This is a genomic window from Halalkalibacterium halodurans, from assembly GCF_005671335.1.
GTDB classification, from domain to species: Bacteria; Bacillota; Bacilli; order Bacillales; family Bacillaceae_D; genus Halalkalibacterium; species Halalkalibacterium halodurans.
Genome location: NZ_CP040441.1, coordinates 2040917 through 2053640, shown reverse-complemented (window position 1 = coordinate 2053640; position 12724 = coordinate 2040917). Strand labels below are relative to the sequence as shown.

The window sequence follows — 12724 nt, the reverse complement described above, 5'->3', positions numbered from 1 at the left end:
TCTTCGTTTATGTGCGTGCAGAACTAAAAGTTTTCCGTAGCTTAGCCACCACATACAAAATAAAAGGAATAATTCCACCGAATGCTAAAAAGAAGGTGTACAACAAAACGTTCCCTTCTTCAATTTGCTCGGCGAAATTACCTGTCAGCATCATTGAAATAAACAAAATGATGAGCCCAACATAGTTGACAAGCTTTTTATGATCTTGAAATTGAAAAACATCGGCAGCAGCAATGACACCGGCATAATAAAAAATGGCCGTTTTATAAAAATCACCAAGGATGAGCGTTAACACGACAAATACATCGAGCCGTTGGATGAATTCTCCAATGTTAATCAAGCTGATCGTATGCAATAAAGGGAACACGGCCCGTGCGGAAATATCCACACCGAGCACTGCCACATTCATCGCTGTCGAGTAAGCAAGAATCAGCACACTGACAATGACGGCCAAATAACCAGCCCGTATACCTTTCTTCCTATTGGCTAAATAAGGGAGCACCATGGCAAAACAAATAACTTCCTCGTGGGGAAACTGAAACGTCTGCTTTAACGTCGTCTCAATCACAGGCTCCCACCCTTTCGCCAAGACTGGGAGCAAGCGGTTGATATCAATGACTCCTGAAAAATATAAGAGGAGTCCACTAATCGCTGCGAAAATGAGAAAAATCGAAAAGAAGATTTGTGCCGTTCTAGCTAATACTTCAAACCCTTTATTCAAGACATACGCAATCGAAAAGATCATTACGATATTAAGGACAATAAGCGGTGTTTGATCTAGTACTGATGCCGCTAGCAAATCTCCTCCTTCTCGCAAGTCGCGGGCCGCTCCATGAATAAAAAATAGAACGTAAATTAAACCGAGCGGCCAACCGATCCATTTCCCAAGAATCGCCCTCATATACCCGGTTAGCGGCAGGTTAGGGTACTGGCGATAAAGGGAAACATAGATGTAAAAAAGGAAAAGTCCTCCAATCGCTCCTAATAGGATCGCAAGCCACGCATCTTTTTCGGCATCAATGGCGAGAACACGAAGAATTGCGGTTCCTAAATTAAAGAGGACGAGCAAGGCAAACAATTGGCCTGGACTAATTTTTGCATTTTCCACTTTACCCCACCACCCTTCCTTGTCACCTATTCCATTTCTAATAAATAAGGCTTTGACACTTGTCCTGTTCGTCTAAGGGCCGATTCTACATTCACTTCTACTTCAATCGTAGGGAAAATTTTATCCCACTCTTTCTCCATTTGTTGCCATGTCTTAGGGTCTGCGCGAAGAATCGCTTCACCAAAGCCAAGGACATCGGTCTCAAGCTCCTTCGCTTTGTCAACCATCACTTTTACGTGATTGCTCGTTTCTTCTTCCAATTGGCGTTCTAACTTACGAATTTCTTCCGATTTGCTTAGGTCGATCGGGCACAATGCTTCACCCACAACACCGATCTGCTCAATGGTCACTTTGACGACTGGTTGACCATTGCGTATCTCTCCTACCTTTCTTGTACGGGTACGAAGAAGTTCAATTGCGATCGCATCTTTCTTTTTTCCGCAGTCTAGGTTTATAATTGTACTTTGCATTTCATGGTTAATCCAAGAAAGCCCTTTGGCTTCCTCATTGTTGACCCACCCGACTAATTTGGCGTCTTTGAAAAGAGCCATCCCACTCACATGCATCTGTGCTGGCGGATCGGAATTGTCCACATTGATTCGTTTCTGGCCTGTTTCTGGATCGCCTAGATGGTCAATCCCGCTTATGACAGGACCGCCGCCTTTGACTAGCAGCCCGCGAATGACATCATCGATCTGAACCTCATAGGCTTCACCTAGCACATGTGATGAGATTTTTAACTTTCCGAGGATCGAGTTTGCCGGGATCATTTCGACTGTTGTCCGTGTCTTCAACATCGTCTCTGCGTCAATGCCTCTCGCGATAAAAACCCGGGTCGTCATTCTCGGTTCAGCATCCCGTTCAATTAATTCAAATACGTCTTCAATCCCTTCCTTCGCTAATTCCTCACCAATGATAAAATCACGGACATGTTCAAAATTAATTCGCCGCGGTGACTTTTCTGACGCTTCCCGGACGGCCTCAAATAACGTGTCTCCCTTTCCGCTGTATATAACAACGGGCGCTTTCTTTCCCGCCTCACCGGCAATTTCTTGGGCGTTTACCAGTTGAAACGAAAAACGATATTCACCTGTATCTGGTATTTTATCTACCCCCATTGCAAGGACAAATGCGAGTTCATTTAATTCCCGGTAGTCCCAACACCCAGTAAGGGCTATAAGGGACAGAATGATGAGCATCACTCCCTTTACTCGCTTCACACGATTCCTCCTTTCTATTTTTGTGAACTTTGACTCGAAGAAGAACTTACATCATGATGAACCGAATTTTTCATATCTGGACGGGTTGTAGGTTTCTTGAAAGGAATACGCCAAATCGTATCCTTCTGATGCTTGAAACCGAATGGCGCAAACGGAGACAAATATGGAATACCAAAAGACCGCAAGCTCGACATGTGGGCCACGAGTAAAATGACACCCATAATCACGCCATAAAATCCAAGAGTCGCTGCCGCTAGCATCATCGGAAAACGAATCAACCGCGCCGAAGTCGCCAAGGTGAAGCCAGGCATTGTGAAGCTAGCAATTCCCGTGAATGCCACAATAATAACCATCATCGCCGTTACAATCCCCGCTTCAACTGCCGCTTGACCGAGCACAACGGCCCCGACGATCGAGACGGCTTGACCAACCGCTCGCGGCATGCGAGTACCCGCTTCTCGCATCGTTTCGAAGGCCACTTCCATTAGTAAAGCTTCGAACACAACCGGGAACGGAACCCCTTCACGCTGAGCGACTAAATTGATCGCTAGCGGTGTTGGAATCATTTCATGATGGTAAGCGGTCACCGAGATATAAATAGATGGAAGAAGCAAAAGGGTAAAAAAGCTAAAATAGCGAATCAGTCGCATAAAAACCGCAAAGTCAAATCGCTGGTAATAATCTTCTGCTGCTTTGAAGAACTGCGAGAATGTCGTCGGCAAGATGAGAGTATTAGGTGTCCCATCAACAAGTAGAGCAATTCGTCCCTCAAGTAAGTTACCAACCGCTACATCTGGGCGCTCTGTGTTGAACACCGTCGGAAATGGTGTAAACGTTTCATCTTGCACTAATTCCTCAAGATTTCCTGATTCGAGAATGGCATCAATTTGAATATCATTTAATCGTTGTTTGATTTCAGCAACCAATCGATCTTCCGCAATTCCTTTTAAATAAATGAGAGAAATTTCTGTCTGCGAAATTTTTCCGACGCGCATCCGTTCCAAGCGCAAATTTGGGCTTTTTAACCGCCTGCGGATGAGCGATGTATTAGTTCCGATCGATTCCGTAAAGCTGTCAAGTGGCCCCCGAATGTTTACCTCGGTTTTCGGTTCCGAGATGCTTCTCGTTTCTCCGCCTCTCGTGCTCCCGACGATCGCTGTGGCACAGCCGTCAATCAAAATGACGACATCCCCAGATAAAATGCAATAGATCATCCCATTCCATTCATTAATGTCTTTTACATCGCCGACTGTTAGCGCTCGCTTCCAAATCATATTGTATATCCACTTTACTTGACTCGTGGTAGAGCCTTTTCCTCGCGGAGCATCAGCTTCTACAGATTCAAGCAGCAAGGAACGAGCGACAAAATCATTTACCTTTTCCTCATCTATAATGCCCTCTATGTAAATCGCCGCAACTCGTCTTATTTGCTTGTGGCCAACATGAAACATGCGTACCACAAGGTCCGGACAATCTCCGAGCTCATGACGAATGCTGTGAATCATTTCGTCTAAGTTTTTTTGAAGTGGTCGCTTATCTGCTTGAAATCCCACCTCATGAACAACCTCTTTTTGTTTCCGCTTCCGTTTAGACCGAAAAAACCACTTTTTCAGCATCGAAGCTACCCCTTTTTTACATTTCTTTCGACTATTATTCGCTACATTTTGGAAGCTATACCAAAAGCGATCTGTCCACTTAATCCCACTGACAACGTAAAAACCAACCACGTATCATCACGTGGTTGGTTCAAGAATTCTCCCTAGCTTCGCTTTGCAAGAGATCTTTTTTTCTCAAGCAACTGCTCATATCGTTTCTCAAGCGCATCTTTTTCTGCTTCATCAGTAGTAATTGATAGCTTGCTAATCGTTTCCGTTAACTCGATTTCAATCGTTAAGAGCTCCTCGTCCTTTTTCATTACAGGTGCAGTCGTTCTTCTCCCTACCTCAGTAATCACCCCTTTCTCTAAAGGAAGAACATGGGTGGCAACCGATTGGAGGAGATGCCGATCATGGGTCACAAATACGACGGTACCGGGATAGGCTTGCAGTACATCCACAAGGGCTTGCCTTGACTGGAGATCTAAATAATTGGTCGGTTCATCTAAAAGGAGAACATTTGCCTGGCTTAATAAAACGTTGGCTAGCGCCACCTTCATCCGCTCACCACCGCTAAGGACACCGACCTTTTTATGGACTTCTTCCTCCCTAAACAGTAGCCGAGCTAAAACCGTCCGTACAAACGTTTCCTCATAAGCACTTGAGTCAGACACATTTTCTAGGATCGAGCGCTCCTCGTCTAATTGTTCGAGCCGTTGATGAAATGTTGCCAAAACGGCTGGTCTGGCAAGTTTTATACCTGGTGCGTTTGCCTTTTCAATCAGATGAAGAAGCGTCGTCTTTCCTGCGCCATTCGGACCTGTGATCGCTAGCTTATCTCCCGGTTGAATGGATCCAGAGATACGTGAGACTAGCAACGATTCTCCAACTTGAATCGTGACATTTTCGAATGAAAGGACCGTCTTGCTATGCATCGCCTGAAACGTTTGGACATCGAACTGAATCGGTTTGGCCTCTTTCGGTTTTTCCTTCACGTCTAATTGCTCGATTCGGCTGCGAATGGCCTTGGCTCGGTTGTCAAGCTTCGCCTTCTTTTGACCGACACTTCGCTTATGAAGCCTGGCTTCTGAGTTGCCCATCCGTTTCGGTGCCTTGCGGAGCGATTTCGATGTTTCGCTCTGTTTCCTTGCCGCCTCCTCGAGTCGCTTTTTCTCTTTCTGAAACTGTACATATTCAAATTGTTGCCTCTCGCGCTCGTGCTCCTTTTGCTGTAAATAGGCATCCACATTTCCGTCATATTGATTCACTTCGCCAGATTCCACTTCCCATACCGACGTACAGACACGATTTAATAGCTCACGATCATGAGAAATGAGAATGAGGGCTCCTGGAAAATGAATAAGCTCAGCTTCTAGCTTTTCAATTCCTTTCAAATCGAGGTGACTTGTTGGCTCGTCTGCAATGAGTATCTTTGCCGATGTGGAAAGGGCTTGGGCAATCTTTTTTCTCGTTTGTTCCCCACCGCTCATCCTTTCGTTTGAAGCCTGAGAAACATTCCACTGCTTTTTCACTCGTCCATCGAGGCTCGCATCACGATCCTCAAGCTGGGGGATATAGGCGATGTCTCCATAAGCCTTCACAAAGCCAGAGCCATCTGAAGCTAGCACGCCAGCCAACATTTTGAGCAAGGTCGATTTTCCTTCCCCGTTTTTCCCGACCACTCCAATTCGGTCCCCTTCGTAGACGAAGAGCTCTTCCGCCTGTATCACCTGGCGATCCCCATATGTTTTCTCGAGTTGTTTTGCTTCTAATAACAACATAAAAAACCCTCCCTGCGTTGCTAGAGAGGATTAATCCGATCGGGCTAATAACATCCTTAAATCATCGCAAAAAACGCCGGAAGGAGCATGTGCCTAAATAGTGCACAAAATCGTCTTTACTCGCGCTTCTGCAATCACTTCTTAACCGTAAAAGGATGAACCAGTACCCTAAAAATGGCAGACTAATCCTATCTAGACAAAATCATCTGTTCTTTTATGACGATTGTCTGAAGTGTAGGATTACTGCTTCATTGGCAAAGTACCGATCCTTTCCTTATCATTGTTACGTTTTGAAAATTGGCTTCTCAAAATGGTAAGCTGATCAAAACGCAATGCTAGGGCCTACATCCTGTAGGCAACACACATTTATAGCATAGTTTGGAAACTTCCCCATGTCAAGGCTGAATTTCATGTCCTAGCGTCATGCGAAAAAATCCTCCAGTTATCTGAAGGATTTCTCGTCAGCTATTCCTCCTGTTCCTCTTCTACAACAGCCGGCATGCCAAACAAAAAGCCGAGCCACGGATCGGGGATGGGAGCTTCCTGCTCTATATTTTCTGACCGTCTTCCGAACATAAACCCATACCACTCATCTTCAGCTTCACTCGAACGTTCTTGGACTGGAGTCTCCTCTGTCTGTGGTGCCGGTTCTTCCATCGTACCGCCAAACATGATCTCGTTCCACGGATCAACCGATGTTGCTTGCTCTTGAAAGGTTTCTCCTTCCTGCTCGTTTTCTTCTTGATGTCGTTCATTCTCGCTCATTCTCTTCGCTCCTTTTTCCTATGTTCCTTAGTATCCTATTAGGTTGATGCCCTGAATGTTTGGGCATCTATCCACATTGGACGGAAGAAACTTACTGAAAAAAGGACGGTTGATCTCGTAAAGTTCGTTATTGACTTACTTGGCCCCTATGTAAACGCCGATTTTTGTACACCTCACAGGCTTTTACCCATTGCGTAGCAACAGCTGGTTCGGAAGCAAAATGTAGATGGGTGTAGCCAGCAAGTAAATGATCAGACATGTAGCCTTCCTTCCCTTCCCCAAACAATCCTTTCACAAAATAAGCCGGCCTTTCTGTTTCCGTGTAAACTGCTTTTGAATAATGGAACTCATGTCCACGAATTTGTTGTCCTTTCGAAAGTAAAAACGAATCGTCTAATGGGGTTACATCTCGATAGCCGAGGGAAACGAGCTTGTTCTCCATTTGAACGACCATTGGAATGACACCAGCCATCTCAACTGTTTTTCCTTTAGTCGTGGTCAGCTGTTCGCCTAAAAACATATAGCCACCACATTCGGCTAATGTAGGCAGTCCGCTTTGGACTCGCTTTTTAAGCTGGGGATGGTCTTTTATCCATTGAGAGAGCTCATCTGCAAACTCTTCTGGAAAGCCGCCGCCTAAATACAAACCATCACAATGACTCGGCAAATCTTCACCGCGAAGGGGGCTAAAATAAACAAGCTCAGCACCAGCTTGCCTGAGCAATGTGAAATTTTCCTCATAGTAAAAATGAAAAGCCGCATCATAAGCGACCGCAATTTTCACAACTGATGGGCGTTTCGTTTGTTGAAACAGGTTCGTTCGCCTTGAAAGGGCAGATGTTTCCAAAGCCAGCCGCTCGATTCGTTCAAGATCAAATTGCCTTGAAACAACTGCCGCTAACTGTGAAAAAAGCGAATCATGCTCTCCACGCTCAAGGGCAGGAACGAGCCCTAAATGCCGTTCTGGGATCGATGGAACGTCCCCTTTTTTCAAGTAGCCTAAAGCGGGAATTCCACACGCTTCCTTAATCGCTTCACTGCACATTTCCGCATGTCTCTCACTTCCTGCCCCGTTGAGAATGACGCCAGCGATCTTCACCTTCTCATTTAATTGTTGGAAGCCTTTGACGACCGCAGCTGCACTCCGAGCCATCCCACTAATGTCGACAACGAGCAGAACCGGCGCCTGCAAAAGAAGGGAAATATCCGCTGTACTTCCTTTATCACTTGTGGAGGCTTTGCCATCATAGAACCCCATGACTCCTTCAATAATCGACAAATCCGCTCCATTACAGCCTTCAATAAAAATATCATTCACGACGTCCTCGCTCACCATCCAGCTATCTAAATTTCGCGATGCACGCTTTGTCACCGCACGATGGTAGCTCGGATCGATATAATCAGGGCCACATTTAAACCCTTGGACGATGTTTCCTTTTTCAACAAATGCCGCCATTAATCCTAACGTAACAGTTGTTTTCCCGACTCCACTATGAGTCCCTGCAATCACCAGTCTCGGTTGCAATTCTACCACCTCTTCTTTAGTCTCTCCCATCCTACCGCGTCTCTTTACGTTTATTAGCCTTTGGTGAAACACCAGTATACAGCCGCTCGAAAAGGGGCCTTATCCCTCAGCCGTGTAGCGCCTATATAAGGAGGTCTCTTGATCCATCGCAGCCGCGATCGTAAACGCTTCTTGCTCCCTTTTCCCGTTCGTGATCAGCTCGTACATAAACCGTGTCACAAACATTAGATTGGCATTGCCATCAATATAATCAATAGGACCGATAAACGACGGGCAACCACACTGAAGAAACGACTCGGCTAACCGTTCTACTCCTAGGGTGCAACCAGTGGCCAACACCTTGACACCTTTTACACTTGCAGACCGAATCACATCATCGGCACTGAAAAATTCCCCTTTCGGCTCACCGGGCTCATAGATGTCCTCACTAAGCACCGGAAGACAAAACCTTCCCTCATCACCATGAAAATTTAACAGTAAATAGTCTACTTGCTGCTCCCGATCAACGCCTGATAATACATCAACAAAATCATTTGGCCGTCCCACCCAATGGACGTTCACCCTCGCGCCAAAATATTCTAATGTTGAGCGCAACGCGTAGGATTCCATTTCACAATTTGGGCCGATCACTAAACTTACATGCATAACTGGTTTACTCATTTCTCTTGAACTCCCTATTCAAATCTTTACCTTCTAAAAGTGTAAAAAACGCTGGACGAAAAGTCCAACGTTTTTCATACAGACTATTGAAACAATTTTCCGTTTTTATCGACATAAACATTTTTGACAATGGTTCGCTCAAAAGGCGCCTTGTTCGTCGTCTCCCCAGAAACATCGAGTGTGATCGTGTAAGAGCCTTCTTTGTTTAACGGAAGATACAGTTCGCCGTCCTTCGTGACTCTTGCTTTTACTTTCTGGGTAACGGTTTTATTCGCTGGGTTCGTATACTCAACTTGAACATCGTATTTCAACTTTTGCTTATTTATTTTTGCGCCCTTCGTTTTAATTTTTTCATTCGTCACCGTAGGGATTTCGATCTCAAGCTGATCGGTTACGCCTCCCTCTAGCTGAACCGTTAGAAGATACGGATGTGTTTTCACATGTTTGGCTGTCACCGTCCATTCCCCTACTTGTGGGTTCGTAACAGTTGCTATATGCTGCCAAGCACCAGCGAACTCACCCTCTACTTCGACTACTTGATTGAGAGGATACTTGTCGCCGTTAGGAGCCGTTACGGTCACATCTTGCAACGGTGCATCGGATAAATAATCAAATGTAATTGTTTGGACACCATCCTCAACCGTCACGACTTCCTTTACTTCTCCTTGCTCTTCCCCACCGCGAAAAATTGTTGCACTGGCCAATGGTTGATCAACCTCCGCTTGTGCGTTCATTGTGGAAACTGTCTGACGATTAGGGGTCAAATAAGAACGAAAATGTTGAAAAGTCGTGCGACCATTATTGATGTTGTAATGATCCCAGTTACTGACGGCAAGTTCCCTTGCATAAGGTAACCGAGAGGATGAGACTGTGACAGCTCCATCATTTTGGCCATACTGACTTAAATAAAGACCACCCCAGTAAAGAGAGCCTCCAAAGCTCCCCCAGCTCGTACCGGCTAATGTATAAATTGGATTCGTGCGATGATGCGCGTGGGAGTCTGTTAAGCTACGATAGTACGCCATATGACCTGTTTGCAATGAATACGTCCCATCATTCCTCCCACCGATAATTTCTGCTAGCCAACCAGCCCAACTGCTATAAGCTAGATCAGCGAGTTGGGAGCCATGATGGGGTGTCGACAAGGTGATCACATTGGAAACATAAGGATGGGCGCCATAATGAACTAGAGCTGTTTGTGAATCAACCCCCCCTTTGCTATGGGTGACTAATACGAGAGGCTTTCTACCGAAGTGATGATAAATCTCCTCTAACATGGTGGCTAACATCGAGCCGTTGTCCCACATATCCTTCACAGGGTATAAATCCACGAAGGCCGTTTGGTAGCCGTTGGCTCGTGCGGTATCGTACATGTCGTTTCCATCCCACCACGTATGTGATGAACTATTGAGACCATGGACGAACACAATCGGGGCTTTATTAGGGTCTATACTCCCCGGGTCGTCGCCTGCATACCAATGACCAGGGTTCCCTGGTGGATCGAATTTCCCTGCAAATGCGTCAACTGGAATTATCAAAAGAAACATCATCATCATCAACCCAACTACTTTTTTCAATTGTACCTCTCCCCCAAAAGATTGATAGCCGTTCGTCTGCTCCCCCCTTTCCCGGCTCAAAAATGCTTATGTCTCTATTTCGCAACGAGACTGTAAAAATCCTATGAAACAGGTTAAAAAATGATGTTAAAAAAACGTAAACATGAGGTTAAATGGAAACATTTACGGATAACTCTCCGTCTTTTTTACTGGGAGAGCCTTTCGGGGTTTAGGACATTCGTTAACAAACGAATCACTAGTAGAAAAACAAACGATAAAAAAGGCTGCTAGGAAGCCCCTAACAGCCTGGCAAAATCGGTTAAACTCTATCACTAGTTTTCTTCATTTTCCTCATCATCTTCATCATTGACTAACGGTTCATCTGCAAGCTTTGGCCCGCGTCTTTCTTCTTTGAGCTTAAAATATTGATCGAGCATCTCACTACCAATATCCTGCGCCATACCCCTTACTGCACCTGGTGCTGAATCGACCCTCGCATTTGGTACGATGATGGCAAACGCCACTTCCGGATCGTCGTATGGAGCATAGCCAACCAATGCTTGATTGTTCCCCTTTACGACTCTACGATTGTCCCCTTCACCGACGACAACCGACACCTGTGCCGTTCCTGTTTTCAACGCTGGCTGATAGCTCTTTCCAGAAAATTTGTCTCTCGCCGTTCCTCGACCTCCAACTGCGACCCGTCGCAACCCTTGCTGGACGTCACGAATGTGGGCTTCGCTCATATCGATCCGGTTTAACACCCGCGGTTCAAACTGTTGCACGAGCGCCCCAGGGCTGCCTATTTCCGTGCTCGGCTCACGAATTTCCGTGACGAGCCGTGTTTGCATCCGGTAGCCGTCGTTGGCAATCGTTGCAATGTACTGTCCTAGCTGTAGTGTCGTGTACGTATCGAGCTGCCCGATAAACAAGTGGAGCAAGTTCCCCCCTTGTTGAATACCCCCATTAACCCCGATGTATTCGGAAGGGAGATCAATCCCGGTCTCAACGCCTAAACCGAACTGCCCGAAGTAATAGCGTGCTTCGCCATACCCTTTTTCTAAGTTCCAGCAGCAGTTAGAACTTAAATTGTAGCCAGCGAGCGCCATGGCGATACGAAACATGTAAACGTTGGAAGAGCGCTCTAACGCCGTTTGTCCGTTCACCCAACCCATATTTGTATAGGAGCCCATTGGAGGAGCACCTGGTAATTGAATCGGCGTATCGTACAACGATTGTCCCGGGGAAACGACCCCCGTATGATAACCTGTTAATACAGACGCTCCTTTAATCGAAGAGCCCATTTCAAAGGCCGCGTTCACAACTCCGAGTTGATCCGGTCCACGGTCAGTACGATAGCCGGTCATGGCGATGACGTCACCCGTTTTCGGATTGAGCATGACGACATAGGCTGAGCCGACATCGACAAAACCATGACGGCTATTTGAAATCTTCTTTTCAACGATCTCTTCTAAGTGTTGCTGCATCTCCATATCGATTGAGAGCACTAAGTCATAGCCCCGGGAGCCTAATCGTTCATTCACTAAGCGGTCAACTTCCTGTCCACCCGTCATCGTTGTAACGCTCTCGACTTCCGCTTTTTGCCCGCGAAGGACATCCTCGTATTGCTCTTCTAAATAGCTTGTTCCGACGATGTCTGAACGGTCATAACCGACCGATAAATAATAGTTTAACTTTTCTCGCGGAATTTGCCCGGTCTTCCCGAATACCCCCATGAGTGAGTCACCGTAAGGATATTCTCTAGAGGCGTCACGCAACAAGTCGACGCCCGGTAATTCATCAAGCATTTCCCCGATCATATGGGCTTCTTCTTCGGTGACGTTTCGCTTAATCCGTTGCGGAGTCATCGCATATCCTTGATTCATCTCACGGAAAATCGCTAAAATTCGTTCATCTTCTTCCGTTAATGTTTGCAAATGCACATCGGAAACCCGCTCGATTTCAAGGTCGTATTCCTCTTTTTGTGGCAGATCCTTTCGCTCTTCAAGTGTAACGAGCTCGTAGCGATCTTCTTCGCTCGCTGTCAGCAGCCAGTAATCTTTACGGTCCCTTTCGGTAATTTTATCCGTTTCAACCGTTATAATTTTTTCTAGCTTTTTAGCCACATCCAGCATTTCTTCCATATCACGAGTGTTCCCTTGAGACGTGTAGGTTAGTGACAGTTCTAAGCGGTTATCCACAACGACATGACCGTACCGATCAAACATTATACCGCGCGGGGCGTCAATGCGCGCCACATTATTCGACGTTCGTTGCAAGTTTGCATTGTGGACGTCTCCTTCAACAATTTGCACCATACCTAAGCGCAAAATGAGTAAGGAAAATAAGATAAAAATTGCAAAAAATAACACATTTAATCGAAGCGTCACATGATGACGCTTTTTCCGCGGAGCTTTCTCCATTTTAAGTCCTCCTCAAATTTTCATGAAAGGAATGAACTTCCAACAATATGATCCTATCATATTATGAGATCAAATGGTAGAGGTAGGATAA

9 protein-coding genes are annotated in these 12724 nt (G+C 45.8%); all 9 read right to left on the bottom strand.

Going from position 1 to position 12724, the window contains the following annotated elements; all coding sequences use genetic code 11:
* Positions 1 to 7: 7 nt before the first annotated feature.
* A complete protein-coding gene (locus FED51_RS10070) occupies positions 8 to 1108 on the bottom strand; it encodes a GerAB/ArcD/ProY family transporter (protein ID WP_053431221.1) in 1101 nt (366 codons plus the stop codon).
* Positions 1109 to 1134: 26 nt separating this feature from the next.
* Entirely contained in the window at positions 1135 to 2328 is a 1194-nt protein-coding gene (locus FED51_RS10065; RefSeq protein ID WP_053431222.1) for a Ger(x)C family spore germination protein, read from the bottom strand.
* A gap of 14 nt (positions 2329 to 2342) precedes the next feature.
* Positions 2343 to 3944 carry a spore germination protein gene (locus FED51_RS10060; protein WP_053431223.1) on the bottom strand — a complete coding sequence of 534 codons (1602 nt, stop codon included), beginning with the start codon at positions 3942 to 3944 and terminating at the stop codon, positions 2343 to 2345.
* Positions 3945 to 4087: 143 nt separating this feature from the next.
* Positions 4088 to 5704 carry a ribosomal protection-like ABC-F family protein gene (gene abc-f, locus FED51_RS10055; protein WP_053431224.1) on the bottom strand — a complete coding sequence of 539 codons (1617 nt, stop codon included), beginning with the start codon at positions 5702 to 5704 and terminating at the stop codon, positions 4088 to 4090.
* A gap of 465 nt (positions 5705 to 6169) precedes the next feature.
* Complete coding sequence (locus FED51_RS10050; RefSeq protein ID WP_053431225.1) at positions 6170 to 6469, bottom strand: hypothetical protein; 300 nt, start codon at positions 6467 to 6469, stop codon at positions 6170 to 6172.
* A gap of 127 nt (positions 6470 to 6596) precedes the next feature.
* Entirely contained in the window at positions 6597 to 8024 is a 1428-nt protein-coding gene (locus FED51_RS10045; RefSeq protein ID WP_053431226.1) for a cobyrinic acid a,c-diamide synthase CobB, read from the bottom strand.
* A 69-nt stretch (positions 8025 to 8093) separates the two neighbouring features.
* Entirely contained in the window at positions 8094 to 8654 is a 561-nt protein-coding gene (locus FED51_RS10040; RefSeq protein ID WP_053431227.1) for a hypothetical protein, read from the bottom strand.
* 83 nt (positions 8655 to 8737) lie between these two features.
* Positions 8738 to 10231, bottom strand: coding sequence for an esterase/lipase family protein (locus FED51_RS10035; RefSeq protein WP_053431228.1), 1494 nt, complete (start codon positions 10229 to 10231; stop codon positions 8738 to 8740).
* A gap of 311 nt (positions 10232 to 10542) precedes the next feature.
* Complete coding sequence (locus tag FED51_RS10030; RefSeq protein WP_053431229.1) at positions 10543 to 12633, bottom strand: peptidoglycan D,D-transpeptidase FtsI family protein; 2091 nt, start codon at positions 12631 to 12633, stop codon at positions 10543 to 10545.
* Positions 12634 to 12724 lie beyond the last annotated feature (91 nt).